Origin of the sequence: Nocardia sp. CA-135398 (genome assembly GCF_050955845.1) — a bacterium.
Lineage (GTDB): Bacteria > Actinomycetota > Actinomycetes > Mycobacteriales > Mycobacteriaceae > Nocardia.
The window spans coordinates 8538307-8563595 of the sequence record NZ_CP192084.1 but is presented as its reverse complement, the minus strand read 5'-3'; the positions used below and the strand labels follow the sequence as shown (position 1 = coordinate 8563595).

The following is a 25289-nucleotide window of genomic DNA, read 5'->3' as shown; positions in this document are numbered from 1 at the left end:
GTAGCAATGCGAATCATCTGTATACCGCGTGCGTCGATGAACGGCTACCCAGCCACGGGAGGACGAAGACGCCGCCCCGACCGGTTGGCAGGGGCGGCGTCGAAGTGCCTGCTACAGCGCGCTATTGAGCTTGTTCAGGCGGTCGCACGCCTCCACGTACTCATTGATCAGCCGGGCGATCACATCGGCGGAGCGCTCCACCTTGTTCATCATCCCGACGACCTGACCGACCGGATTGAAGTTCACGTCCTTGGCCGCCTCCGGATAGCGGTGCCCGCGCTTGACGCCGTCCAGAGCCACCATCATCTGCAGCGGCATGGGCAGCGGGTCCGGATTCTCCGGCGCCTCCCAGGCCTCCGTCCAGTCGTTCTTCAGCATGCGGCACGGCTTACCGGTCCAGGACCGCGAGCGCACGGTGTCGTGGCTGGAGGCCTCGATATAGGTCTGCATCTGCGCGGGCGGAACATTCGCCTCTTCGACGGTCAGCCACAGCGAGCCGGTCCACGCACCCGCCGCGCCCATCGCCATCGCGGCGGCGACCTGGCGACCATTGCCGATACCACCGGCGGCCAGCAGCGGCATATCGCCGATGGCGTCGACCACCTGCGGCCACAGCACCATCGAGGAGATCTCACCGCAGTGCCCGCCGCCCTCGGTGCCCTGGCAGACAACGAAGTCCAGGCCGGCGCGCTTGTGGTTGAGCGCATGCTTCACCGAACCGCACAGCGCGCCGATGAGCCGTCCCGAGCTCTGGATCTGCTCGACCACATCCGGCGGCGGGGTGCCGAGGGCGTTGGCGACCAGCTTGGCCTTGGGGTGGCGCAGGATCACCTCGATCTGCGGCGCGACGGTGGTCGCGGTCCAGCCGAGCAACTGGTTATGGCGCTCGCCGTCGGGCAGATGCGGGACATTGTGTTCGTTGAGCAGCTTCTCCGCGAAGTCCCGGTGCCCCTGCGGAACCAATTCCGCCAGTTTGGCTTCCAGCTGTTCGGGGGTCAGATCATCGATCCCCTTGCCCTCGTACTTGGACGGGATGACGAGGTCGACGCCGTACACACCGTGCACATGGTCGTCGAGCCAGGCCAGCTCGACCTCCAATTCCTCGGCGGTGAAGCCCACCGCACCGAGCACGCCGAGTCCACCGGCATTGCTGACCGCGGCCGCGACATCGCGGCAATGGGTGAAGGCGAAGATGGGGAATTCGATCCCCAGCCGATCGCAGATTTCGGTACGCATGGCGTGCTGGTCTCCCTACTTGCTCAGCAGCCGGATCACAACGGCTGACGAGTGCTGGAACGGGTTACATATTTGGTCACCGGCCCGCGCTGTCGATTCGGCCGACTGTCGCAGATATCGCCATGACGCGACGGTAGCTTCGTCGACATGCGCGGGCGCCTGACCTCGAATGTAACACGTTCTAGTTTTCTGCGGGTAGCCGTTCCGCTCGACCGGATCAGAGTTCCGCGGTGACGAGGCGGTAGCCCAGGTCGAGGTGGGATTTGCCGAGCAGATCGGCATGCCGCGCGGCCCACCTATCGGTGGTGAGATCGGCGCGGAGTCGGTTCAGTCCGTCCCGGAGTAGCGCCGCAGGGGTCATCGCCAGCATCGACATGCCAGCGCGCACGGTGTCGTCCAAGTACGCCTCGGGCCGCCGCCAGTACGCGCCGCCGAACCCGTCGACGCAGTCGTGCGGGACCGGGATCGGGGTGATCGATGCGTCGCCGAGTAGTCCGGTGAGGCGGGGGAGTGCGACGGCCAGGCGCGCATCGGTTTCGGCAGCGGCGGGCAGATAGTCGCGGAGCAGCCAGAATTCGCGGCAGACGGTGTGGTCCCAGGTGAGAATGACGATGCGGCGGCGGGCGATCCGTTTCAGTTCGGCGATGCCGCGGGCGAGGTCGGTCCAGTGGTGCACGGTCAGGATGGCCAAGGCGGCATCGACGGCGTCTGTGCGGATCGGCAGCTGCTCGGCGACCGCCTTGATCGCTGGTGCGGCAGTCGGTGGGCGTTGGGCGATCATCACCTCGCTCGGCTCGACCGCGATCACGGTGCCCGCCGGTTCGTAGGATCCGCTGCCCGCGCCGACATTGGCGATCGATTCCATGCCGCGCACCGCGTCGTCGACAACCGCGGCGAAACGCGGATCCGGTTGTCTGGTCCGGGTATATGTCCGTCCGGTGTGGTCGTAAAGAGTCATAGTCGCCAGCCTCAGCGCTATCGGCTGGCGACGCAGGGGATTCGACGGTTCAGCAGGCCGACTGCTCCAGTTCGGCCAGCGAATTCTCCAGGTGGTCGAGCAGGCTGTGCAGTCGCGGCACGCTGCGGCGGCAGCCGACGAGTCCGAAGTCCAGACTGTCGACATTGGTGGTGAGGGTGATGTTGACGGCCTGACCGTCGAACGGAATCGACATCGGATACGAGGCGTCCAGGCGAGCGCCGTTCCAGTACTGCGGTTCCTTGGGGCCAGGGACATTCGAGATGACGATATTGAACGGCGGGTTCGTGAACGACAGCATGCCGGGCAGCAGGGTCAGGGCCAGCGGACTGAGCATCAGCCCGGATAGCGCCATGGTCTGGATGGGGGACAGCGAGTTGTAGACCTCTTTGCTGCGGCGCATCGAATCGCTCACCACGCGCAGCCGTTCGATCGGATCGGCGATATCGGTGCCGAGATTGCACAGGATCGCGCCGACCTTGACGCCACTGACCTCGTCCTCATCGCTGCGCAGCGACACCGGAACCATGGCGATCAACGGCTTATCGGGCAGGGCATTCTGTTCGATCAGATACGCGCGCAACGCACCGGCGGACATCGCAAGCACCACATCGTTGACGGTCGTGCCGGTCGCCTTCTTGACCTGCTTGACCCGCTCCAGCGGCCAGGACCGGACCGCGCACCGCCGTGCGCCGCCGATCGGCACATTGAACATCGAGCGCGGCGCCTCGAACGGCATGGTCAACTGCTGCTGCACCAGCGCGGCCCTGGCCACCCGCAGCGCGGCGGGCCCGGAATTGGCCGCCGACAACAGATTTCGCGCCAGCCCGCCCAGCATCGAGCCCGCCGGTTCGCTCTTGCGCTTCGAACCGGGCAGATTCCACGGCACACGCGTTTCGCTCGCCGTGGGATCGTTGGTGAGCGTTCGCTGTAGCAGTCGCTGTGCGGTGACGCCATCGATCAGCGCGTGATGCATTTTCGAGTACAGCGCGAAGCGGCCGTCGCTCAGCCCCTCCACCACGTGGATCTCCCATAGCGGGCGATGCCGGTCCAGTAGCGAGCTGTGCAGGTCGGAGGCCAGTTCGAGCAGTTGATCGAAGCTGCCTGGACTCGGCAGCGCCGACCGGCGCAGGTGATAGGCGAGTTCGACGTCCTCGGCCTGGGTCCAAGCCAGCTGCGGGGCGCCGAGCCAGGTCGCCGGGCGCTTGCGGAAGGTGGGATGGAATTCGTTGTCCGCCAGCAACTTCTCATGGGTCAGCCGAGCGAAATCGGGCCCGGCATCCTCCGGTGCCTCGAACAGCTGTAGCGAACCGACATGCATCGGGTGCTCGCGGGATTCGGCGAGCAGAAATATGGCATCGATCGGAGAAATGAGCTCCATGGTCTGTCGCCCCCTGACGACGGTGTGGTGCTGAGGTCTTTGCTGAAAAGGAAACGACCACGATGTCGATAAGGGTCCGCACAGCCATGTCCCCTGTGCTGCCCCCAACCTTACGGAAAGGCGCGGATTCGCGTTGGCCGAATCAGCGATCCTTGACCAGGAACAGGTAGGCCTGGCGGCCGCGCTCGCCGGGATCCGGTTCTCGGATCAACCGGGCGGTCGGCGTGAAACCGGCCTGTTCGGCCAGCCCGGCGAGCCGATCCGGTGACCATCGGTAGGCGGTTATCACCTTGTGGTCGAACGGTTCCACATCCTGGACATCGGGCGCGTGGAAGAACGCGAGCAGTGCGTGCCCTCCTGACTCGAGTACCCGATGAAACTCCGCCAACACAGCGGGCATCCGTTCGGGTGGCAGATGGATGATCGAATACCACACCAGAATTCCCGCGAGAGTGGCGTCGCCGATATCGAGATGTTCGAGCGAGCCTTCGTCGAAATCGAGTGTCGGATACTGTGCGCGCGCCAATGCCAGCAGTTCGGGTGACAGGTCGATCCCGAAGGTATTGAGGCTGAGCCCGGACAGGTGCGCGGTCAGCCGACCCTCACCACATCCGAGGTCGGCCACTCGTCCGTCGGCCCGCACCAGTTCCGCGAAGGTGCCGAGCATGGCGCGGTCGAATGGCTGCGTCGCGAGATGATCCTTGACGAATTCGGCGTAGCGGATGGCGATATCGTCGTAGGCGGCCCGGGTGTGCGCCACATCCGCGGGATCGGTTCGACTGTTCGCTGTCATCCGAACATCATGCCCTCCCGACACCCTTCATCGAGTCGCGCCGCGACGCTGGATTTCATTGCCAAGCCCCGCGACAGGCATCCGGCGCAACAGTTTGTCGAGATGCAGGGCGGTATCGCGGCTGCCGAGAATCGCCGCACCGCCCGCCACGACAAGGACGCCGTACGAACACATTTCATCGAATCCCACCGATGTCCACATGGCCGCCGCGAAGACGATCAACACCGCGGTGGCGGCGCGTGCGATGAGTTTCGCGGCTATGCCGAGGATCAGGCCGATGGCCAGCAGGGTCTCCGATGCGGTCGCGATGGCGGCGAGCGCAGGTACCGACCAATCCAAGAACTGCGGTGTGAGCGTGCGGGTGTAGTCGGTGAAGGCGGCGTAGTCGCCCCAGGAAACACCGTCCGCGCCCGGCGCGCCGAGCAGGCCGAACCGGTCGGCGACCGAACCGGCGAACAACGCGCCCAACAGGATTCGCACCGTCGTATCGACGACCACGAAGCGGCCAGCGGTCACGGTGAGCACCGCGATGCTCGCGAGCACCACCGCGGTGATCGATCCGATCGATCCGTCCGAGAAGGCCAGCCAGCCGAGTTCGATCATCAGGGCGAGCGCTGCGAATCCGATGACAGTCATGTGCACCATCCAAAAGTAGTAAGGTTCCTGACTAAAGATACGAAGGAGCCCCGCAATGGTCAAGAGCCTGACTAATTCATTGGCCGATCGGCCGCCGCCGCTCGGGAATCTGCTCGGTGCGGCGGCGCGAACGCTTGCGGCCGAACTGGATGCGGGTCTTGCGGCGGCCGGATTCGCCGATCTACGGGCCGCGCATGCGCCGGTATTCCAGGTCATCGATCCCGATGGCACGCGCCTGATCGATCTCGCCGGGCGCGCGGGCATGACCAAACAGGCGATGGGTGAGCTCGTGCGGCATCTGGATGCGCGCGGCTATGTCGAGGTGACGCCCGATCCGAGCGATCGGCGGGCGCGCCTGGTTCGCCTCACCCCGCTTGGCTGGTCCGTGGTCGAGGCGGGGCTGGATGTGGTCGAGCGATTCGACGCGCATCTGGACGCGATCATCGGTGCGGCCGAGGTGGATCGGCTGCGCGCGGTGCTGCTGAAGATCATCGGCGGCGCCGGGTCGACCTTCAGTGCGGCCGACTGAGGGCGCTCAGGACTGGGTGGCGGGCGTCGCCGCCGGTTCCTCGGCGGCGCGGGCGCGGACGGTGCCGAGGATCGAGCCGAGGATGACCAGCGGGAAGCCGATGCCCATGCCGATGGTCAGCGGCTCGTCCAGCAGGGTCACGCCGAGCAGGATGGCCACCGCCGGATTGATATAGGTGATGACCGTGGCACGGGCAGGGCCGACCTCGCCGATGAGCGCGAAGAAGACCAGAAATGCTGCGGCCGTGCAGATTACGGCCAGTCCGAGCACCGACCACGACGCGTCGGCGGTGAAATGTGTCGGCCGGCGGAGTGCGGCGAACGGTGTGTAGATCACCGCCGCGAGAATCAGTGATCCGGTGACCACACCCAGCGGCGGCAGATCGGCCAGTGCGCGATTGATGATGATCGGGCCGACGGCGTAACCGATGGAGGTCAGCCCGATGGCGCCGATCGCGGCGGGCTGGGTCAGGTCGATATCGAAGCCGACCAGGGCCGCGACACCCGCGAATCCGATGATCAGGCCGATGGTGCGGCGGGCGTCGAAGCGATCGTGTGTGAAGTAGTAGTTGGGCCACACCTTCGCGCCGAGGCCCTGGATGGACTTGGACAGGATCACCACGCCGACCAGGGGAACCGCGGCGATCAGCAGCCCTACGGTCGAGCTGTTCAAGGTGGTCTCCGCGTACCCGATCAGAAACCACGGTCCGGTGATCTCGACCAAGGTGTACAGCAGCAGCGGACGCCAACGCCGGAACACCGGCGCGAGGGCTTTGGTATAGAGCGCGATCGGCAGCAGGATCAGCGCGCCGAGCAAGGTCCGGCCGAATGCCACCACGATCGGGTCGAAATCCTCGACCGCTATCCGGATCATCGCGTAGGGCACACCCCAGATGACGCCCATCGCCAAGAACAGCACCCACCCGCGCTGCGTCATCGCTTCACCATCTCGCCGTGCTCACTTCCGATCGAATCGGAGCCTATACGAATACATCCCATCACGGGATGGGTGCGCGATGAATCGGCGAGCGGGTCTCGTCTGGACCGGTGCAAGGTCCGCCAGACGTCCTCGGACGGACTCGCACCACGAATCTTCGGTCGAGGGGTCTAGACGCCACCGTCGTCTACCGCGACAGTCATCGGCCCGGTGAGTTGCCGAGACCGATGCTATGGCGACCTTCTATGGCGCTGTGCTGCAAGGGATATCGGCGCAGGCCCGCGACGGCGTCGACCGTGCGGACCTGCGTGCGACAGCGTCGGGTCAGGGCTGAGTCGACTTGGTGGTCGTTGGTGCCACGGATTGCGTTGTCGTGGTGGTGGATTCGGTGGTTGTCGGCTTCGGCGGCTGAGTGGTCGTGGTGGTCGAAGCCGGTGGTGTCGTCACCGCCGGTGTGCTCGTCGGCGGTGCCGTGGTGGTCGGCTGGCCGCTGACTTCCGCCTTCGCGGGGGCGGTTGTGGTGGTCGTCGGTGCCGCGGTCGTGGTCTTGCTCGGTTCGGGCGCCTTGGTCGTCGAGGTCGCTGCCTGGTAGGCGGCGGCGAGATCGGCCGATTCCGGCTTGGCGGTCGTGTCGACCTGCTGACCCGCCTGTGCCTGCTTCGCCAGATGGGTGAGCCAGGCGGCCGCGTATTCGGCGGAGGTCAGCGGCTTACCGTTGTTCGGGTCGGCGTCGCGCCAGTAGTCGAAGTGGTGACCGCTCGCATTGGGGCCGAGCGTCTGCTGGTAGGGGTCGCTCATGATCACCGGAATGGTGTTCTGGTTCGTCACGATGAGACCGATGATCTCGTTGAACACCTTCTGCGGCAGGTATGCCAGCGGCGACATCTGATCGGTCGAGATCGACTCGGCCTTGGCCGGAGTCTTCGGCGCCTGACCCGGCTTGTATTCCGGATCCGAAACCCTCAGCAGCACTTGCAGGAAGGTCTCATCGCTCTGCATCCAGTTCGGCTGCGACTGGATATCCGCGAAGGCCGCCAATGCGATTCGGCCGAGGACAACGGCGACGTCCTGTCCGGTCGCCGGGGTGAGTCCGTCGCGTTCGAGCGCGTCGACATTCAACTGCCGACCCACATTCACCGCCAGCTGCAGCAGTGAGATGTTCTGCGGCGCCGAGCAGGTGAGATCGCCATCGGAGCAGAACGAGGCGATCTTGCCGTTGAGCGCACCGAAGTCGCCGCTGGTGCCGGGCAGTGCGCCCTGGCCGGAAGCGGTTTTCGTGCCGTTCTGATACTTCTGGTCGAAGCCGTCGGGATTGCCGTATGGATCCTTCGCACCCGGGAACGGACCGTCGCCCGCCGAACGTCCGGCATCGGCCAGGATGACGACACCGACCACATCGGCCGGATCGACGATGCCGTAGCCGCCGTCCTTATCGGCGCTCTGATGTCCGATCGTCATGGCGACGCGGCGCACCACATCGGCGCCCTCGCTGTAGCCCACGATCGAGAACTTGGTGTCCGGGCACGCCAGCGCGATTTCCCGCATGACCTGTTCGGTATTCGCGACACCCGCGTTGACCGCATCCTCGTAGCTGTCCATATTCGCCGGATAGGCGATGTAGACAGCGGCATACGAGCCGGGATCGACGTCGTCGGCAGGTGCGTTGACAACCGGATCGACCCATTCGCTGTTGTAGTCACCGGACAGCGCGGCGGGCAACTCTTCACCATTGGCCCCGACCAGCAACTTCGTGGTGGCGGCATCCGGTGTGTCCCGACGCCCGGCGACCGAGATGGTCACCATGTCATGGCACTCGGTCACCGATGCCCGCAGGCGGGTATCGACGGTTTCGTGCGTCGACGTCAGCGCCACCGAAGCGGCGACGATCGCCACCACCCCCAATGACGCGGGCGCCGCGATGGCCGAAGCCATTCGATGGCGCGCGAAGAACTCCCGAAGAGCCATGTCCCGTTCCCCAATCCAAAACCGACAAGTGGACGGACAGGCCCCCCGACAGGCCATGTGTCTTGAAGAACGTCGGGCGCGACGGCCGAATCGTTACCGCGGCCGGATCGCCGCGCGCAGCGCGCCCGGCATCTGGTCGCTCGCCGTGAGCAATCCCACACTGGTGTGCGGCGCCAATTCTGCGCTCGCTACGACCCGACCGTCCCGAGCTGACTCCCGCCACGGGTTCGCGCAATAGCCTTCGCCAACGCATCGGGGTGGGTCAGTTGTGGATGGTGGGCGGCTCCACCGATCGTGCTGAATTCCGTTCGGGGCGAGAGTGATTCGAGAGCCGGAGCGAGCGGGTCCTGGCTTCCGGTGATCACGTGGATCGGTCCGGGATATTGCGCGAGCTCGGCAGCGAGGTCGCTGCGCCAGCGTGCGTTCGTCGTCGCGGCGAATAGTGTGGCGACGTTGGCCGAAACGCTCGCGCGACGCAGATCCTGCACGCTCGATTGCAGCATCGCCGTGTGGTCGGGCGAGCCGGTGAGTTTCTCGGACAAGGCGTTCGGGCCGAGTCGACGCAGATACCACCTGGTCAGCGGCGTGGCACGTGCCGAAATCCCGGCGCTCGGCTGGAGAAAGAACGGCGCGACCAGTGTGATCGATCCCACTTTGTCCGGATGTGCGGCCGCGGCCTCGACCACTGCGGCGGCGCCGATGGAGTGACCGACCAGGTGCGCGCCGGGGGTTCGTTCGAGCAGTGCCGTGAGCCATGCGTGCCAGTCACCTCGACCGCCCGTGGACATCCCGAGTCCGGGCAGGTCCAGAACCCTGGCATGGCCGACGGCCGCGGCGACCGGAGCCCAGGTGTCGGCATTGACCGGCAGACCGGGCAGTAACACGGTCGGTGCGTCGGGCTCGCCGATCCGGAAGGTTCGGACACCGGCGTAGTCATCGAAAGTCCTTGCGGCACTGTCCATTGACGCCGCACCGAACCGGTGCGCGGCGAGATGGTCCGCCCATCGCAGGATCGTGCGCGTGGTGTCGGGCATGTCGAGGCCATGCCTGCGGGCGAGTTCCCGTGCGGAGTCGGTGGGATAGCGGTCGCTGGAGAGGAAGGTCAGCGTCTCGGGGTCGGCCTTCGTCAACCATTGCGGTAGGCGCTTTACCAGGGCGACCGGGATACGCGTGCGCGGTACCGGCACCCGATAGTGCCTACCGACTCGCGACATCAGGGTCGGCAGTGCGGGCGTGTCGTCGTCGAGTACCCAGTACGCGGTACCGGCAGTGCTGGGATCGGTTGGGAGCAGGGTCATGAAGCGGGTCAGATAGTCGACCGGTACTACCGGCACGAAGGTGCGAGAGTCGCCCGGCAGTGCCGCGACTGTGCCTTGCCAGAGCTCTTTCAAGCTCGCCGCGAGGCCGAGGTACTGATCGGATTCGCCGGTGCTGCTCGGCCCGATGACCGTGGGCGGGTTGACGATCGACCACGGCACGCCGAGTTCGTCGGCGACGGCCTGGAATACCGCATCGCCCTCCACCTTCGACGCCTCATAAGCGCCAAGACGGCGATGGGTTCGTTCCACTCGCTGCGGGCTCCACGGAACGGTGCTCGGGTCCTGACCGCCGACGCGGTAGCCGGAGACGTAGACAAGCCGGGACAGCTGAGGCAACCGCGCGGCGAAGGACACCACCGAGCGGACGCTGTCGACATTGCCGTGCCTCGCCTCGTCCTTCGTCATGCCGAATCGGTAAGCGCCAGCACAGTTGTAGACCTCGGTGACATCCGACCACACCGAATCCTCGCCCCGGACAATGGGATCGGCGTCGAAGTCGACGATCAACTCCGCCGGAGCCGTCCGGCACCCACGATCAGCCAGCCATGCGGCCAGCCGTCCGAACGATTCGCGGTTGCGGACCGCGGCGGTGACACGGACTCCGGCCTGGTCCAAGGTGAGGATCAGATTGCGGCCGATAAAGCCGGTGGCTCCGAATACGAGCGCATGCCGCGCCGTCATCAGGCCACCGTCCCTGGCTGATCGAGCAGGGCGGCCAGCATCTGTGCCGTGCTGTGCAAGGGTTCCACGTCGCGTTTGGCGCGCGCCACGATCACCGCACCCTCCACCGCACTGACCGTCGCCGTTGCCAGCGTGCGCGCCGCCGCCTCCGAATGCCCTGCCGCGACCAGGTATTCACGCACCGGCGCGATCCACGATTCGAATGCCGCCGCACACACGCCACGCAGCCGTTCGCTGTGCGCACCCATCTCCAGCGTGACCACCGAAACCGGGCACCCGAGCTGAAAATCGCTGTCCGCGACCAATCCGGCCAGTACTTCCACAACCCGCCGAATCACCTCCCCCGGTGACGCCCCGGCCCCCGCCGTCTCGTCGAGCAAGGTCCGAAATCGCTCGGCCGCCAATTCGATCGCCTTCTCCCCGAGCTGCTCCTTGCCCTCCGGAAAGTGAAAGTACAGCGACCCTTTCGGTGCCCCCGCGTGCTCCACAACCGTGTTCAACCCCGTACCGGCGTACCCCCGCGCCTGGATCAACTCCAGCATCGACTCCACCAACTGCCCACTCGTTCGAGTGCCCTTGGATGTAACCATGGCTTCAGAATAGACCGGTCTATAGATTTTGCAACCGTGGCTAGACGTGCTCGCCAACCCGTCGAGCAGCTACCTCGCGCGGAGATGACTTCGGATCACGCTCGCGCGCTGTCGCTGGAGAGAACCGGCTCTTCATTCGACGGGATCGGTTCGGGCGTGACTTGCCGCGGCAGCAGGAACGGCGTGGCCAGGAGGAGAACCCCGGCAAATGCGATGGCCGCGCGAGGGCTGGTGAGTTGTGCCAGCAGACCCCACGTCACGGTGATCGTCGCGATGCTGATGCTGCTGGTGATCGACCACGCCGCGAGGACCCGCGCGTGGCGATCGGCTTCGGTGTTGTTCAATCGATAAGCGGCGAAGACGGCGTTGAAGATGCTGATGCAGATGATCAGCCCGAACTCGGTGATCATCACGATCGCAAGTCCGGCCGGGCCCGGCCGAATGAATGCCAGTCCGAGGGGCCAGCACGCGCGCAGCGTGCCGAAGACCCGCAGCACCGTCTGTTCGCCGAACCGGGCAGCCACGCGCCGGGCCAGTCGCGACCCGACCAGGCCACCGATACACGGAACAGCGAATGCCAGCCCGTACTCCCAAACCGGAAACCGCAAATCGGCGAGCATCAGCACCGACAACAACGGTTCCCCAGCCATGATCAGCCCGTTGACCAGCATGGTGTTGATAAAGAACCAGCGCAGCGTGTGGTGGGTGAGGATGTAGCTCCACCCCTCGACGACGTCGCTCCACCGCCGCGTTCGGGTCTTGCGCGGCGGTGGAGACTGCTCGGGTTCCCGGATCGCGGTGATGCCGAGCGCAGAGAGGAGGTAGCTCACCGCATCGACGACCACGGTGGTCACCGGCCCCAACAGCCCGATTGCGGCACCACCAACGGGCGGTCCGATGACCGTGGCCGACCAGGTGGTGGACTCGAAACGACTGGTGGCTACCAACAGTCCCTCGGCGGGGACGATGGTCTTCAGATAAGCGCCGCTGGCGGCGGTGAACGCGATCTTCGCCGCCGCGGTGACGATGGAGACAACCAAGAGTTGCGCGAAGGACAACCTACCCAGGCAGTAGACGAGCGGTATGGATGCCAGCGCAGCGCAGCGAATCAGGTCCGTGGCGATCATGACCGGCCGCTTCGCGCGAAATTCCATCCACGGCCCGAGCGGAATCGCGAGCACCGCGCCGATCGCGAGCCCGGATGCCGACAGGGCCGCCACTTCCGCGGAACTAGCGTGCAGAACGGTGATGGCGACAACCGAAAAGGCGCCGAATCCGAGCCCGGTCCCGTAGGCGCTGACCGCGTAGGCGGCCCATAACCATCCGAACGCCCGACCCAGTTTCGTACTCTGCTCCATATTCAGCTCCCTCTGTTGTCGAGGAGATTGAAGCCGGTCGATGGACGCTGGCACCAACAACGAATCGAGCGGAGTGTCACAACTTTTCGTTGTGGGAGTACGTTTTCGCTCGTGGATCTCGATGCGGTTCGTACTTTCGTCGCGGTCGCCGAGACCGGCCAATTCCAAGCCGCCGCCGACGATCTGCGAATCACCCAGCAGGCCGCGTCGAAACGAGTGGCCAGGCTCGAGCGAGAACTCGGAGTTCAGCTTTTCGCGCGGATCGCCAGGGGTGTGCGACTGACCGTCGACGGGCAAGCACTGCTACCGCACGCATGTGAACTCATTCGCGCCGCCGAACGCGCCACCGCCGCCGTGACGCCAGGGCGCCGGGCCCTTCGGATCGACGTCGTGGCCCGCAGGATCGCGCCCTCCAATATCCTTCACGCCTTCTACCAGCAACATCCCGATATCGAGCTGGATGTCGTCACCCTGGTCAACGCTGACGCGGAGTCGGCGCTGGCCGAGGTGAGTGCGGGCACCATCGACGCCACCTTCAGATCCCTGCGACACCTCGAGGTCCCCGGCGGACTGCGGTCATCGCGCGTCATAGACGACCGCCACGAACTGCTCGTCGGCCCACGGCATCCGCTGGCGAACGCCGAGACCGTGACGCTGGCCGAACTCACCGATCACCCCATCTGGATGCCGGGCATGTCCGACGCCGAACCGATCGGCTACTACGAAGATCTGGCGACGGCATTCGGACTCACCATCGATACGATCGGGCCGATGTTCGGCATCGAAGCGCTCCTCGCCGAACTCGCCGACTCGACCCAACTCGCCACCTTCGTCGGTGAGGGCTCCCGCTACCTCTGGCCGGAAAGCTACGACCTGCGCCGAATCCCCATCGTCGCCCCGACCCCGGTCTACCCGCTCTCCATAATCTGGCGAGCAGACAACTCGCACCCCGTCCTCGCCAACTTCCTCGACTACCTACACACCAGATACCGGACGACATCCAGCGACGACATATGGACCCCGGACTGGGCCCAGTCGCCCGGGTGAGCCGCGACGCGCTCGGGCTGTTCCTCGCCGAGATAGTGGCCGCTGCCGCTGATTTCGATGGCGAGCACGTCGGTTGCTCGCTCGGCGAGTTTTTCGAGGATATCGATATGGCCCGAAAAGTGCGACGAGGTTGAAGCTTTCGTCGGACACCCCCAGGTCAACCGCGAGCCATATCGACAAACCGAGACAAATGCAACTGGTGTGCAACAGTAATGGTCGCGGTCGGCCCGTTACGATGTTTACCGACAATCAAATCCGCCTCACCACCGCGCGGATCGTCGCGCTCGAACGCGTCCGGGCGGTGCAAAAGAATCACCATGTCCGCGTCCTGTTCAAGAGAATTGTGCGCCGAAATGCCTTGTGCCACAAAATTATGTGTCCCAGGAACTGTTCCATCGTAGACATCTTGCTCACCGAGGCTGGTGACTTCGACGATCTTGTCCCAGAAGACGTCGTTCGTTGCAAGCATTTCGATGTCGGCGTCGTCGAGGACGACGGCGACTCGGGCCAGGCGGGAGCGGCTGGGCGAGCGCTTCCACATCGCGGAGCCGCAGAAGCGTGAGCCCATTGCGGCAGAGAATTCGCGGTGGGTCATGTGCTTTGTGGACAGCAGTTCGCGGACCCTGGTCCAGACCTCCTTAGGGACCGTGTCGACATTCGTGTTGCGCGCGATCGGTTCCAGTTCGGTCAGTGCCGATTCCGCAGCGCGTCCCCGGGCACCGTGGACGCCGATATCACGCAAGAAGATGGTTTGGTTGTCCGCGCCGTCAACGGATAAGTGCCAGCAGTCACGGTAACCCGCCTTGGGCACCCTTTTGATGCGTCCGTGCACTCCCAGACGAAGCAGAAGTTGGGCCAGATCATCGATGAGGCGGCGGCTGGTTGATGCGTAGTACACGCGGGCCTGGCGCCCCTTGACGTCCCAGCGGACCGAGCCGTCGGTGGCCCACAGGTGGCGCACGAAAAGGGCGATCTGGTCGTTTGGGAGTGCGAAAATCCGCTGGGGGACGAACTTCTCGTAGCTGCGCAAGCCGAACAGTCCGAGTTCGTCCAGCCATGCGGCAATGGGGTTGCGCTTGCCGCGGGCCAGCCGGTCCGGAGCGCGCAGCCGCAAGGTTGTCACACGGGCTGCGGCATAGTCGTCACGGACCGCGGTGACCCCGAAATGCGTTGCCGCTTCGGTGACTGCGGTCAGGTTCTCCTCGTCGATGCTGGCATAGCGGATCGGCTGCCGCTCGACGCAGGAGCCATCGCCGATCATGTGTGCCAACAGAATTACTTCCGCATCCGCCATTCGGGTCGTATGCACTGGCTCCGGTACTCGGCGTGGAGTCGCGATGCGATCGCCGATGGCCAACTTCTCCAGCGCGATCCAGCCGTCGACGGTCAGAAACGGGTGGTTGCCGGTTGCCTCGACTTCACGCCCCGAGGCGAGTCGCAGCCGGAACACTTCCTTGCGACCGCTCGGAAACACCTTCACCATCGGACGCGCCACCATCCGCATCCGTTCGTCCAGTGACCAGACGAGCGGCTGCTCACCGCTGGCAAGCAACTCCCTGAGAGTGGTCTCACCGCCGGTGTCGGCGCGCAGAATTCGAGTCGAGGCAGGCATGCAACCGGACTCACGCAGGTCAGAGACCATCGGACGCTTATCGGTTCGCTGTTCGGGACCACGGTTCAGCTGACTGATGGCGATCACCGGAACTTCGAGTTCCTTGGCGAGTAGCTTCAAATTTCGGGAGAAATCCGAGACTTCCTGCTGTCGGGATTCGACCTTTTTGCCCGAGGTCATCAGCTGAAGGTAATCCACCACAACAAGTTTCAGGTCATGGCGTTGCTTCAATCGCCGTGCCTTGGCGCGAATCTCCATCATGGTCAAGTTGGGTGAATCGTCGACGAACAGCGGCGCTTCGCTGATCTCACTCATTCGCCGCGCCAGCTTGGTCCAGTCGTCATCACTCATCCGACCAGACCGCATATCACCGAGTTTGATCTTCGCCTCCGCCGAAAGCAGCCGCATCACAATCTCGGTCCGACTCATCTCCAGTGAGAAGATAACGCTCGCCAAGCCGTGTTTGATCGAGCAGCTCCGCATAAAATCCATTCCGAGTGTGGATTTGCCGACGCCGGGTCGGGCCGCGACGATGATCATTTGGCCGGGGTGCAGGCCGTTGGTGAGTTCGTCGAGTTCGGTGAAGCCGGTGGGGACGCCGAGGGAGATGCCGCCGCGGGAGGCGATGGAGTCGATTTCGTCCATCGTCGGCTGCAGGAGTTCCTCGAGCGGGAGGAAGTCTTCGGTGGTGCGGCGTTCGGTGACCTCGTAGACCTCGGCCTGGGCGCGGTCTACGACCTCGGCGATGTCCTGGCCGTCCGCGCCCGCGTAGCCGTATTGGACGATGCGGGTGCCCGCCTCCACCAGGCGGCGCAGAATCGCCTTCTCGGCAACGATTTCGGCGTAGTAGCCCGCATTGGCGGCCGTGGGGACGGTCTGGGTCAGGGTGACCAGATAGGGCGGCCCGCCGATGCGCTTGAGTTCGCCGCGGCGGTCCAGACCCGCGGCGACGGTGACCGGGTCGGCGGGTTCGCCGCGGCCGTAGAGATCGAGGATGGTGTCGTAGACCGCTTGGTGGGCCGGACGGTAGAAATCACCGGGGCGCAGCACCTCGACGACGTCGGCGATCGCATCCTTGCTCAGCAGCATGCCGCCGAGCACGGACTGCTCGGCGGCCATATCGTGCGGTGGCTGCCTGCCGAAGTCCTCACCGGGCGGTTCGGGCGGATAGTCCGTATGCCCGCGGTCATCGGTGGTGGTCACCAGACTCGACCGTCCTCTCTCGCCACTTGCAGGCCGCTCGAAAACGCCTACCCGCCGACCCTATTGATCACTCGTTGTACTCCCGGGCTACGACATATTCGGCAGCGCACCGGGACCGAGCGACCTCGCTGACGGGCCGCACCTGCGGTTCCAGCAAACCGCCGCGGTAGGTGCCGAATCATGCCGTTCCGAGTGGTGCGTGCACGATGTTGGGACGAACCTAGGCGACCCGATGGGCAGTCGCCAAACCGCAATGTGCACACACCTGTGGATAAGTTGGGGACTGTTTACCTAACGTTGTGCACCCCCTGTGTACAACTTGGGGAAAACCCAGGTCACACCGCTCAAACACGCTGATAGATATCGATTTCTTGATCTATCCACGTGTGGATGAATGAAGTGCGGCGTGTCGGTCTAGTTCAACAGCCGGGCGTGTTGTGGGTAAACAGTTCGTTCGATGGCTATGGCGTGGATCACATTGCGTCCGGTTGGTTTCCTCGGCGATCCACAAGCCGAATAACCGGTGGTAGAGCTGATAGCGGCGGTTTGCCGAGAATGGTCCAGATCACTGCTTCGACCATTTCGCAAATATTTGGCTATTTATCCGAAGGGCATAGATCATCCAGCCCCGACGACACAGTGGATCCACGCCGCACAGCCGAAGGCCACCCTTGTGCCGAAACACAAGAGTGGCCTTCGAATGAACTCAGTTCGCGGCGACCTGCAGGTCGAACTTGGCGACCACATCGGGGTGCAGGTGCACCACGACGTTGTGCTTGCCGACCGTCTTGATGTGCGACTTCGGCAGCTCGATGCTGCGCTTGTCGACGACCGGGCCACCGGCCGACTTGATCGCGGCGGCGACGTCGGACTGGGTGACCGAGCCGAACAGCTTGCCGGTGCCAGCGGTCTTGACCGACAGTGAAACCGAATCCAGGCCCTCGATGGCCTGCTTCAGCTCGTTGGCGTGATCCAGGTCGCGCACCTTGCGCGCGTCCTGCGCCCGACGGATGCCCTCGACCTGCTTCTGCGCGCCACGGGTGGCCACGATCGCCAGGCCGCGGGGCAGCAGGTAGTTGCGGCCGTAGCCGTCCTTGACCTCCACGGTGTCTCCGGGGGCACCGAGGTTGTCCACATCAGCAGTAAGAATCAACTTCATTGCGATGCCTCCCTTCTCAGCGAGCCGTCGACACGTAGGGCAGCAGGGCCACCTCACGCGAGTTCTTCACGGCAACGGCGACGTCGCGCTGGTGCTGCACGCAGTTGCCGGTGACCCGGCGAGCGCGGATCTTGCCGCGATCACTGACGTACTTCCGCAGCAGGGCGGTGTCCTTGTAATCGATATTGACGGTGCCGGACTTGGCTTCCTTGCAGAAGGTGCAAGCCTTCTTCTTCAGCACCTTTTCGCGCGCGGGCGCTTTAGGCATGGTTACTCCGTAATCAATGATGGGCTGATCGTTTCGAGCGACCTGCAAGCAGTCGCTACGGGAACATTCAGGCCGATGTGAGCCGTTCTCAGAACGGCGGTTCGTCATCTACGCGGCCGCCCCCGAAGGAGCCCGCCGCAGGTGCGCTGCCCCACGGGTCGTCGTCGGCGCCGCCGGAACGGCTGCCGCCACCACCACCGGCCGGAGCGAAGTTGCCACCGCCGCCACCGGAACCGAAGCCGCCGCCCCCACCGCCGCGGCTGGCCTTGGCGACCTTCGCGGTGGCGTAACGCAGCGAGGGACCGACCTCGTCGACCTCGAGCTCGACGACCGTGCGCTTCTCACCCTCGCGGGTTTCGTAGGAGCGCTGCTTCAGTCGTCCGCTCACGATCACACGGGCGCCTCGGGTCAGGCTTTCGGCGACATTCTCCGCAGCTTCACGCCAGATGTTGCAGCGCAGGAAAAGCGCTTCGCCGTCTTTCCATTCGTTCGAATTACGGTCGAACACGCGGGGAGTCGATGCGACGGTGAAATTCGCCACCGCAGCGCCCGCGGGCGTGAATCGAAGTTCGGGATCGGCCGTCAAGTTTCCGATGACGGTGATGACCGTGTCGCCTGCCATGTGGTTCCTCCTGCTCGGTATGCAGTCCGCAGTGCACTCGCTTTGCGCTAGAGCCTAGAGACAGGCACCGACGCAATCGAGGGTCACTTGCCGTGGCGCAGAACCTTGGTGCGCAGCACCGACTCGTTGAGACCCAGCTGGCGGTCGAGCTCGCTCACGGTGGCGGGCTCGGCGGTCAGATCGACCACGGCGTAGATGCCTTCGGCCTGCTTGGCGATCTCGTAGGCGAGCCGGCGGCGGCCCCAGATGTCGACCTTGTCGACCTTGCCGCCATCGGTCTTGACGACGCTCAGCATGTTGTCCAGCGACGGACCAACAGTGCGCTCGTCCAGGCTCGGATCGAGGATGACCATCACTTCGTAATGACGCACGGACCAATCACCTCCTGTGGACTAGGAAACGGCCACGGACGGTCCGTGGCAGGAGGGTCGTTGCGTCAGCAACCCGACAAGGCTACATGAACGCCCGTTGAGCAGCGAAAGCTCCCCCGCCTCTCCGGCCTTTGCCGGTCGTAGGAGCCTCGATAGTCGCGTCGCGGGCCGGAGGTCAGTCGTCGGGCGTACCCGGCGAGTTACCCATGTGCGTACGAAATCAGCTGTCGCGAGGTTATCGCGGGGAGCCGCGGGCGCGGTCTGCCTCGGCCACCTAGGCTGGTCATCATGCCGACCGGACTGGCAGTCAGCGACTCGATCGCGGGCCGCGTGCAGCGCAGCACAGCGCTGGCCGCGGTGGTGGTGTTGCTGTGCGGGCTCACGCTGGCGCTCGCGTATGCGAACAAGGCGCGGTGCGCGGGTGCGCCGTTCGCCGAGAACGGTCGCAGTGCGATCTTCGATGTGATCAAGGATTCGGACGTCTGTTATTCCGATATTCAATTCCTGTGGCTCGGGCGCGATATCGATCAGCACGTATTTCCGTATATCGACGGCGGCATCACCGCTGACGGCACGCTGACCGGTGGCGCGGTCGAATATCCGGTGCTCAGCGGGGTGCTGATGTGGCTCGGCGCGGTCGGCGCCGATAACGATGCGGAATTCCTGCTGCATTCGGCGTTGTTATTGGCGCCGTTCGCCTTGTTGACCGCCTGGCTGCTGTTCCGGCTGGCCGGGTGGGCGGCGCTGCTGTGGGCGGTGGGGCCGCCGCTGGTGCTCTACGCATTCCACAACTGGGAGCTACCCGTGGTCTGCATGGCGGTCGCCGCGGTGTACGTGGTGACCGCGCTGACTCGATATTCTTTGCGTACCAGGGCAATTCTGGCCGCTGTGCTGCTCGGTATCGGATTCTGTCTCAAGCTGTATCCGGGCATCTTCGTGCTGCCTCTGCTGGCCTATGTGCTCACCGGTGGTCAGCGCGATCTGGATGATCCGGCGCCGACCAGGTTCGATGTGCGCGGTGCATTGCTGACCGCCGCGGCGGCCGTCGGCACGGTGGTCGTGGTGAATCTCCCGTTCGCGCTTGCCGGTTATGACGGCTGGCGCGCTTCGATTACCTTCCAGCAATTGCGCCAGGCCGACATCACCACGAATTCCATTTGGTATTGGGGACTTCGACAGCTGTTCGCTCAGGATGCCGACGGTGAGAGCGCATTTCAGCACACCGTCTCGATCGCCTCGCCGACGCTGGTGCTGACCTTCTTCGCGCTGGCAATGTGGTTGGGCTGGAAGCGATTCACGATGACCGGCACGTTCCCGTGGATCGGGGTCAGCGGCGCGATGCTGTGCGGATTCCTGCTGTTCCACAAGGTGCATTCGCCGCAGTACACGCTGTGGCTGGTGCCGTTCATGGTTCTGCTCGAGGTGCCGTGGGCGGCGATCGGCGCATATCTGGTCGCCGATGCGGCGATCGGGATCGGCGTATTCCGGTACTTCTATTCGATCGGGTCCGGCAACTCGGTGGATTCGATGGAGAATGTCGTGCAATTCGGCGTCTGGGGGCGAGCCGCGCTGCTGGTGGTGTTCTTCTTCCTGTTCGTTCGGGCGCGGCCGCGTGGATTCCGACCCGAACCACCGCGGATACCCCGGTTCGAACCCGGCAGCCTGATACCGGTGGGCTAGCACGAACCCGGATCAGTCGGCGTGTCTGGCGCGGAAGGCGGCGCTTTTTGCGCGGTTGCCGCAGATGGTCATATCGCACCAGCGGCGCGACTTACCGCGTGAGGTATCGAGGTACAGCCGCGTGCATTCGACGCGGCCGCATTCCTTGATCAACCCCCGCTCCGGTCCGCCGAGCATTTCGATTGCGGACCGGGCGATCGCGGCGAGTGCGGCATCCGGAGCGCCGTGGCGGGTGATCGTCGCATCGGATCGCAAAGTGAGCCTGGGGAGTTCGCCGCCTGCGAGCTCGTTGACGATCTTGCGGTCCGCATCCGCGAACGGCTCGTCGCTGGCCGCGGCCATGGCCAGTCGGTAGGCCGCCTCGCGCAGGCTTACCGCCCGGTCGAGCGTCGCCGCATCGCAGTGCGGAGTGGTGTCGAGGAGGTCGGCGGCGAGCAGCCACTCGTCCAGATCCGCCGGGGTGGCGAGGAAGTCGTCGAACGTCGTGGCACGGGCCTTGACCGTGCCTGCGAAGTCCAAGGCGAGGTTACCGCTCACGAAGGTGAACACCCTCTGATAATAACCACCTTGACAGGTTATGCGCCAAGATGCGACGGTTAGTAACCACCTCAGATGGTTATTAGCACTGTAGGAGTGCACGTGAAGACGCTGCTCTTGGACCCGCTGTTCCGAGCGACCGACAAGCCCTCCCTTGCGGCCGGCATGCAACCACTGTTCGTCGTGCTGTGGAGCAGCGCCTTCATCGCCGGGGTCATCGGTGTCGGTGCGGCACCGCCGATGATGGTGCTGTTCGCGCGCTTCGCCATCGCCGCGGTCCTGCTCGCGGTGTACGCCAGCGTGATTCGCGCGAGTTGGCCGAGCGCGCGCCAGCTCAAACATGTCGTCATCGCGGGTCTGCTGATGCAGATCGTGCAGTTCGGCGCGTTCTACACGGCGATGAGCCTGCATGTTTCGGCCGCCATCATCGCCCTGGTGCAGGGACTCAATCCGGTCGTCATCGCTTTGCTGGCCGGATTCATCGGCGAAACCGTCACGGCGCGACAGTGGTTCGGCTTCGGCATCGGTGGTGTGGGCGTCGGTTTGGCGGTACTCGACCAATCGAGCATGTCACTGGTCGGTCTGCTGCTGTGCGTGATCGGCTTGCTCGGCCTCAGCGTCGGCACGATCTACCAGAAACGCTTTGTGCCGCAGGTCGATTCGCGCGCCACCACCGCGATCCACATGGCTGCGAGCGCGCCGATTGCGGGCATACTGGCCTGGGGCACCGGCCAATTGCACATCTGGGATGCGACGCGATTCGCGGAATCGCTCACCTGGATGGTGCTGGTCAATTCGATGGTCGCATTCCTGCTGTTGAACGCGATGCTGAAGCGTTGGGAGGCAACGCGAGTCGGGCGTCTGTTCTTCGCGACTCCGGCGGTCACTGCCGTGCTGGCCTGGCTGTTCATCGATCAGCCGCTGCGGCCCCTCGCCGCCGCCGGACTCGGCGTCGGGCTGATCGGCATGGTGTTCGCCTCGCGCCGCCCGACGCCCGCAGTCGATCAGCGGCAGCCGGTGCCCGTTCGCTAAAAGCGAAGCGGCAGCGGTTGGAGGCCGCTGCCGCTCGAATTATTCGGCTACCCGCCGAAATTCAGGCTACCGGGGTTGCCTCTCGTGCGTTCTCGACTTCGTCGGTGTCCTCGCGCCGGTTTCGAATGATGCTGGTAATGAAGGCCGCGCCGATGAACGCTACGCCGACCAGACCGGTGACGATCTCGTTGATGTGCACGCCGATCGAGACGAACAGGATGACCGCAAGCGCGCCGATCGCCCAGTGCGCGCCGTGCTCGAGGTACACGTACTCCGACAGCGTGCCCTTGCGCACCAGGTACACGGTGATCGAACGGACGAACATGGCGCCGATCAGGCCGAGGCCGAGGGCGATGATGATCGGGTCGGAGGTGATGGCGAAGGCACCGATGACACCGTCGAAGGAGAACGACGCGTCGAGCACCTCGAGGTACAGGAACAGGAAGAACGCCGCCTTGCCAGCGGCCTTGACCAGCTGGGACGGTCCACCGTCGGCGGACTCCTCGAGCTCTTCGGTGTGGAACAGCGAACCGAGGCCGTCGACCACGATGTAGGTGATCATGCCGAGCAGGCCGGCGACCAGGACGGTGGCGCGCTCTTCGTCGCCCGCGATGAATTCCGCGGTGAGCACCAGGCCGACGCTCGCGACGACCACCGAGAGCATATCCAGCTTGCCGAGCTGGGCCAGCGGCTTCTCCAGCCAGGACAGCCAGGTGATTTCGCGTTCCTCGAAGATGAAGTTCAGGAACAACAGCAGCAGGAACATGCCGCCGAATGCGGCGATCTGCGGATGCGCGTCGGTGAGCAGCTTCTCGTAGCTGGGGCTGCCGTCCGGGAAGACCAGCGCGTCATCGGCTGGCGGGTTCAGCGCCAGGTCGAACGCCTTCACCGGGTTCAGGCCCGCGGTGATCCAGACGATCGCCAACGGGAAGACCAACCGCATGCCGAATACGGCGATGATCACGCCCACGGTGAGGAAGATCCGCTGCCAGAACTCGTTCATGCGCTCGAGCACGGTGGCGTTGATGACCGCGTTGTCGAACGACAACGAGACCTCGAGGACGCCGAGGATGGCGGCCAACGCCAGCGCGGTCGGCCCGCCGTACAAGAACGCCACGATGAGCGATATCACCGTGACAACGATGGACATGCCGAATATGCGCAAGACCACGCGGAGACCCTTTCCGTGCGGCGGTCGAATGTCTGTCCGAGCGCGCCATTGCCGATGTAACCCGAGGGCCGAACCAACCCGCGGTCGCGATGATGGTTCCAGCGTGGCCGCGGAACCGTCGATTGTCCAACGGAGCGGCGAGGCGAATCGTTCCGCGAACATGCGTACAGGGGGCCCGTCGCCGAGCCCCCTGTACGGATCACTACGTCTTAGACGTTCACCCCGTAGTCACGGGCGATACCCGCCAGGCCCGAGGCGTAGCCCTGGCCGATGGCGCGGAACTTCCACTCGGCGCCGTTGCGGTAGAGCTCGCCGAAGACCATGGCCGTCTCGGTCGAGGCGTCCTCGGACAGGTCATAGCGAGCCAGCTCGGTGCCGTTGGCCTGGTCGACAACGCGGATGTAGGCGTTGCGCACCTGGCCGAAGGACTGCTGCCGAGTGTCCGCGTCGTAGATCGAGACCGGGAAGAAGATGCTCTCGATGGTCGGCGGGGTGTTGGCGAGGTCGACCTTGATCACCTCGTCATCGCCTTCGCCCTCACCGGTCAGGTTGTCGCCGGTGTGCTCGATGCTGCCCTCGGGCGACTTGAGGTTGTTGAAGAAGATGAAGTGCTTGTCGGACACGACCTTCTTGTCCGCACCGGTCGCGATCGCACTGGCATCCAGATCGAAGTCGGTGCCGGTGGTCGTACGAATATCCCACCCGAGCCCGACGGAGACAGCGGTAAGGTTCGGCGCCGCCTTCGTCAGCGAGACATTGCCGCCCTTGGACAAACTGACACCCATGCGGGGTTCCCTTTCAATAGACGTCTGTGGTTCCCAGCATTGTCCGAATCGCCGGGTACGCCTTACGACAGTAGTAGGTTTCGGCAATCTTGCGTAGGAACTGGTGTATCCCCGGCGAACTAGTCCACCGCCTAACATCGGGGCGTGACAGGCCGTAGGCGCGGATGGTTCCGTTCGTCCGGGAACAATGAATGGATTGCACAGGCTCGGTCGACGCTGGCGGCCGCGTTCCTGGATATGGATCGGCGCCAGAGCGCGGCCGAGGCGGCGGTGCACGCCAGTGAACAGGTCTTCCCGGAGCGACGGATGAGCGCGAAATGGGAAGCCGTGCGCAGCAGATGCTATGACGCCGCGGGTGCATATCTGATGTTCACCGAGGAACTGGATAACGCCGAGCGCGACGACACGCCGATGCCGCAGGGGCAGCCGCGGGTGGACGCCCTGGTGCGGCAGCTGACCGACGCGGCCCGTGCCGTCGACGAGTTCTATCGGGGTAATCAGTCCCAGCTCGAACAGGCCGTCGCGGTGCTCGGCACGGTGCCGAAGTTCGCACAGCAGGTGAAGATCGCGGCGGCCGGTGTGCGCAGGCAGGCCGCCGAATCCGAATACGTCGACTACCCGTCGGTGCGCCGGCATGCGGCGGCGGTGGATGAGTCGCTGCTCACACTGGAGGCGCTCGGTTCCGAGGTGCCCGCCGCGAGTATCCGAGAGGCCGCCAACCGCTTGGAATCGGCGACGAAAGCGCTGGCGGAAGCATTGGCGCAGGCGCCATCTCGGGCCGCGGCGGCGGCCAATGCGATCACCTCGGTGGCCACCAGATCGGCCGCGGTGCGCACCCGTGCCGAACGGCTGGCACCGGCGTACTCGGAGATGCTGCGCGAGTTCAATGCTGCGAGTTCGGCGGATCTGGCTAACAATGGGCAGGAAAGCAAAAAGGCCATCGATGCCGCGGATGCCGCCCTGGTGCGGGCGCGTGCGGCGGCGGCCGAAAACAATCCGGAGTCTGCACTTGATCTGACCACATCCGCACGGGGGTACCTCACCGAGGCCGAACACTTGATCGACGCCGTCACCAAACGGCTGACATTGCTGCGCGAGGTCAGGGAGAATCCGCAAGAGAAGGCCAAGGCCGTACGATTTCGGCTGCGGGACGCACAAATGCTCGCGGTGAGCCGCGGGCTCGTCGGCGAATGGGGATCTGTGCTCGACGCACAGGTGGACCGGATCGATCGAATCACCGAAAACCTGTCGGGACGCCACCCCGACTACTGGGCCTATGTGGCCGAATTGGATACCGTCGCGGAGTTCATAGCCGGGGTAGTGGATCGAATGAGAAAGCAAGCAGGACCACGACGAGAATGAGGCCAGGGTTTATGCGGCCACCGCCATCAGGGATGAGGAC

The 25289-nt window shown here is 64.7% G+C and carries 24 protein-coding genes; 6 read left to right on the top strand and 18 right to left on the bottom strand.

Annotated features, from left to right (window positions below; translation table 11 throughout):
* Positions 1-111 precede the first annotated feature (111 nt).
* The 5 genes from ACQP1T_RS38090 to ACQP1T_RS38070 all read right to left on the bottom strand — a co-directional run bounded on the left by ACQP1T_RS38090 (position 112) and on the right by ACQP1T_RS38070 (position 5022).
* Positions 112-1236, bottom strand: a complete 1125-nt coding sequence (locus tag ACQP1T_RS38090; RefSeq protein ID WP_062981654.1) for an NAD(P)H-dependent flavin oxidoreductase — start codon at positions 1234-1236, stop codon at positions 112-114.
* Positions 1237-1453: 217 nt separating this feature from the next.
* Entirely contained in the window at positions 1454-2194 is a 741-nt protein-coding gene (locus ACQP1T_RS38085; protein WP_433757786.1) for a class I SAM-dependent methyltransferase, read from the bottom strand.
* A 49-nt stretch (positions 2195-2243) separates the two neighbouring features.
* Complete coding sequence (locus ACQP1T_RS38080; RefSeq protein ID WP_433757785.1) at positions 2244-3593, bottom strand: WS/DGAT/MGAT family O-acyltransferase; 1350 nt, start codon at positions 3591-3593, stop codon at positions 2244-2246.
* 142 nt (positions 3594-3735) lie between these two features.
* Positions 3736-4386 (bottom strand): class I SAM-dependent methyltransferase, encoded by a 651-nt coding sequence (locus ACQP1T_RS38075; RefSeq protein WP_433757784.1) that lies wholly within the window; start codon positions 4384-4386, stop codon positions 3736-3738.
* Between the two features lie 27 nt (positions 4387-4413).
* A complete protein-coding gene (locus ACQP1T_RS38070) occupies positions 4414-5022 on the bottom strand; it encodes a hypothetical protein (RefSeq protein WP_433757783.1) in 609 nt (202 codons plus the stop codon).
* Positions 5023-5077: 55 nt separating this feature from the next.
* On the opposite strand from ACQP1T_RS38070, the gene ACQP1T_RS38065 reads away from it, so the two are divergent.
* On the top strand, positions 5078-5551 hold the full coding sequence (locus ACQP1T_RS38065; RefSeq protein WP_433757782.1) for a MarR family winged helix-turn-helix transcriptional regulator: 474 nt from the start codon (positions 5078-5080) through the stop codon (positions 5549-5551).
* Between the two features lie 6 nt (positions 5552-5557).
* On the opposite strand, the gene ACQP1T_RS38060 is transcribed toward ACQP1T_RS38065, so the two are convergent.
* From ACQP1T_RS38060 to ACQP1T_RS38040, 5 genes are all read right to left on the bottom strand, one after another.
* Positions 5558-6487 carry a DMT family transporter gene (locus ACQP1T_RS38060; RefSeq protein WP_433757781.1) on the bottom strand — a complete coding sequence of 310 codons (930 nt, stop codon included), beginning with the start codon at positions 6485-6487 and terminating at the stop codon, positions 5558-5560.
* 324 nt (positions 6488-6811) lie between these two features.
* Positions 6812-8452 carry a cutinase family protein gene (locus ACQP1T_RS38055; protein ID WP_433757780.1) on the bottom strand — a complete coding sequence of 547 codons (1641 nt, stop codon included), beginning with the start codon at positions 8450-8452 and terminating at the stop codon, positions 6812-6814.
* A gap of 188 nt (positions 8453-8640) precedes the next feature.
* Entirely contained in the window at positions 8641-10452 is a 1812-nt protein-coding gene (locus tag ACQP1T_RS38050; RefSeq protein ID WP_433757779.1) for an alpha/beta fold hydrolase, read from the bottom strand.
* Positions 10452-11042, bottom strand: a complete 591-nt coding sequence (locus tag ACQP1T_RS38045; RefSeq protein ID WP_433757778.1) for a TetR/AcrR family transcriptional regulator — start codon at positions 11040-11042, stop codon at positions 10452-10454. Before ACQP1T_RS38045 ends, ACQP1T_RS38050 begins: the two co-directional genes overlap by 1 nt.
* A 95-nt stretch (positions 11043-11137) precedes the next feature.
* Entirely contained in the window at positions 11138-12400 is a 1263-nt protein-coding gene (locus ACQP1T_RS38040; protein ID WP_433757777.1) for an MFS transporter, read from the bottom strand.
* A gap of 111 nt (positions 12401-12511) precedes the next feature.
* Between ACQP1T_RS38040 and ACQP1T_RS38035 the strand changes: the two genes are divergently transcribed.
* Positions 12512-13447: a LysR family transcriptional regulator gene (locus tag ACQP1T_RS38035; RefSeq protein ID WP_433757776.1), complete on the top strand. Its 936-nt coding sequence runs from the start codon at positions 12512-12514 to the stop codon at positions 13445-13447.
* Complete coding sequence (locus tag ACQP1T_RS38030; protein WP_433757775.1) at positions 13444-13581, top strand: hypothetical protein; 138 nt, start codon at positions 13444-13446, stop codon at positions 13579-13581. The genes ACQP1T_RS38035 and ACQP1T_RS38030 overlap by 4 nt, the downstream gene beginning before the upstream one ends.
* Before the next feature lie 23 nt (positions 13582-13604).
* Here ACQP1T_RS38030 and ACQP1T_RS38025 read toward each other — a convergent pair whose 3' ends face one another.
* The 5 genes from ACQP1T_RS38025 to rpsF all read right to left on the bottom strand — a co-directional run bounded on the left by ACQP1T_RS38025 (position 13605) and on the right by rpsF (position 18682).
* Positions 13605-16262, bottom strand: a complete 2658-nt coding sequence (locus tag ACQP1T_RS38025; RefSeq protein WP_433757774.1) for a replicative DNA helicase — start codon at positions 16260-16262, stop codon at positions 13605-13607.
* A gap of 706 nt (positions 16263-16968) precedes the next feature.
* On the bottom strand, positions 16969-17421 hold the full coding sequence (gene rplI, locus ACQP1T_RS38020; RefSeq protein ID WP_433757773.1) for a 50S ribosomal protein L9: 453 nt from the start codon (positions 17419-17421) through the stop codon (positions 16969-16971).
* 16 nt (positions 17422-17437) lie between these two features.
* A complete protein-coding gene (gene rpsR / locus ACQP1T_RS38015; protein ID WP_040697505.1) occupies positions 17438-17689 on the bottom strand; it encodes a 30S ribosomal protein S18 in 252 nt (83 codons plus the stop codon).
* A gap of 88 nt (positions 17690-17777) precedes the next feature.
* Positions 17778-18311: a single-stranded DNA-binding protein gene (locus ACQP1T_RS38010; RefSeq protein WP_355177187.1), complete on the bottom strand. Its 534-nt coding sequence runs from the start codon at positions 18309-18311 to the stop codon at positions 17778-17780.
* An 83-nt stretch (positions 18312-18394) separates the two neighbouring features.
* Positions 18395-18682 carry a 30S ribosomal protein S6 gene (gene rpsF / locus ACQP1T_RS38005; RefSeq protein WP_040697500.1) on the bottom strand — a complete coding sequence of 96 codons (288 nt, stop codon included), beginning with the start codon at positions 18680-18682 and terminating at the stop codon, positions 18395-18397.
* Positions 18683-18970: 288 nt separating this feature from the next.
* On the opposite strand from rpsF, the gene ACQP1T_RS38000 reads away from it, so the two are divergent.
* The gene (locus tag ACQP1T_RS38000; RefSeq protein WP_433757772.1) at positions 18971-20362 is read left to right on the top strand and encodes a hypothetical protein; all 1392 of its coding nucleotides are present in this window, start codon (positions 18971-18973) and stop codon (positions 20360-20362) included.
* A gap of 12 nt (positions 20363-20374) precedes the next feature.
* On the opposite strand, the gene ACQP1T_RS37995 is transcribed toward ACQP1T_RS38000, so the two are convergent.
* A complete protein-coding gene (locus tag ACQP1T_RS37995; protein WP_433757771.1) occupies positions 20375-20911 on the bottom strand; it encodes a CGNR zinc finger domain-containing protein in 537 nt (178 codons plus the stop codon).
* A 90-nt stretch (positions 20912-21001) separates the two neighbouring features.
* Between ACQP1T_RS37995 and ACQP1T_RS37990 the strand changes: the two genes are divergently transcribed.
* Entirely contained in the window at positions 21002-21931 is a 930-nt protein-coding gene (locus ACQP1T_RS37990) for a DMT family transporter (protein ID WP_433757770.1), read from the top strand.
* A gap of 61 nt (positions 21932-21992) precedes the next feature.
* Here ACQP1T_RS37990 and ACQP1T_RS37985 read toward each other — a convergent pair whose 3' ends face one another.
* Complete coding sequence (locus tag ACQP1T_RS37985) at positions 21993-23102, bottom strand: DUF475 domain-containing protein (protein WP_433757769.1); 1110 nt, start codon at positions 23100-23102, stop codon at positions 21993-21995.
* 209 nt (positions 23103-23311) lie between these two features.
* The gene (locus tag ACQP1T_RS37980; protein WP_364785976.1) at positions 23312-23887 is read right to left on the bottom strand and encodes a TerD family protein; all 576 of its coding nucleotides are present in this window, start codon (positions 23885-23887) and stop codon (positions 23312-23314) included.
* Positions 23888-24031: 144 nt separating this feature from the next.
* On the opposite strand from ACQP1T_RS37980, the gene ACQP1T_RS37975 reads away from it, so the two are divergent.
* Positions 24032-25249: a hypothetical protein gene (locus ACQP1T_RS37975; RefSeq protein ID WP_433757768.1), complete on the top strand. Its 1218-nt coding sequence runs from the start codon at positions 24032-24034 to the stop codon at positions 25247-25249.
* The last annotated feature ends 40 nt before the right edge of the window (positions 25250-25289 follow it).

Excerpts from the sequence above, each read along its gene's own strand:
- ACQP1T_RS38080 (WP_433757785.1), bottom strand. The coding sequence starts at position 3,593 with ATGGAGCTCATTTCTCCGATCGATGCCATATTTCTGCTCGCCGAATCC.
- ACQP1T_RS38055 (WP_433757780.1), bottom strand. The coding sequence starts at position 8,452 with ATGGCTCTTCGGGAGTTCTTCGCGCGCCATCGAATGGCTTCGGCCATC.
- ACQP1T_RS38040 (WP_433757777.1), bottom strand. The coding sequence starts at position 12,400 with ATGGAGCAGAGTACGAAACTGGGTCGGGCGTTCGGATGGTTATGGGCC.
- ACQP1T_RS38010 (WP_355177187.1), bottom strand. The coding sequence starts at position 18,311 with ATGGCAGGCGACACGGTCATCACCGTCATCGGAAACTTGACGGCCGAT.
- ACQP1T_RS38090 (WP_062981654.1), bottom strand. The coding sequence starts at position 1,236 with ATGCGTACCGAAATCTGCGATCGGCTGGGGATCGAATTCCCCATCTTC.
- rplI (WP_433757773.1), bottom strand. The coding sequence starts at position 17,421 with ATGAAGTTGATTCTTACTGCTGATGTGGACAACCTCGGTGCCCCCGGA.
- ACQP1T_RS38085 (WP_433757786.1), bottom strand. The coding sequence starts at position 2,194 with ATGACTCTTTACGACCACACCGGACGGACATATACCCGGACCAGACAA.
- ACQP1T_RS38065 (WP_433757782.1), top strand. The coding sequence starts at position 5,078 with ATGGTCAAGAGCCTGACTAATTCATTGGCCGATCGGCCGCCGCCGCTC.
- ACQP1T_RS38050 (WP_433757779.1), bottom strand. The coding sequence starts at position 10,452 with ATGACGGCGCGGCATGCGCTCGTATTCGGAGCCACCGGCTTTATCGGC.
- ACQP1T_RS38000 (WP_433757772.1), top strand. The coding sequence starts at position 18,971 with ATGCCGACCGGACTGGCAGTCAGCGACTCGATCGCGGGCCGCGTGCAG.
- ACQP1T_RS38045 (WP_433757778.1), bottom strand. The coding sequence starts at position 11,042 with ATGGTTACATCCAAGGGCACTCGAACGAGTGGGCAGTTGGTGGAGTCG.
- ACQP1T_RS38060 (WP_433757781.1), bottom strand. The coding sequence starts at position 6,487 with ATGACGCAGCGCGGGTGGGTGCTGTTCTTGGCGATGGGCGTCATCTGG.
- ACQP1T_RS38075 (WP_433757784.1), bottom strand. The coding sequence starts at position 4,386 with ATGACAGCGAACAGTCGAACCGATCCCGCGGATGTGGCGCACACCCGG.
- ACQP1T_RS38070 (WP_433757783.1), bottom strand. The coding sequence starts at position 5,022 with ATGACTGTCATCGGATTCGCAGCGCTCGCCCTGATGATCGAACTCGGC.
- ACQP1T_RS37980 (WP_364785976.1), bottom strand. The coding sequence starts at position 23,887 with ATGGGTGTCAGTTTGTCCAAGGGCGGCAATGTCTCGCTGACGAAGGCG.
- rpsR (WP_040697505.1), bottom strand. The coding sequence starts at position 17,689 with ATGCCTAAAGCGCCCGCGCGCGAAAAGGTGCTGAAGAAGAAGGCTTGC.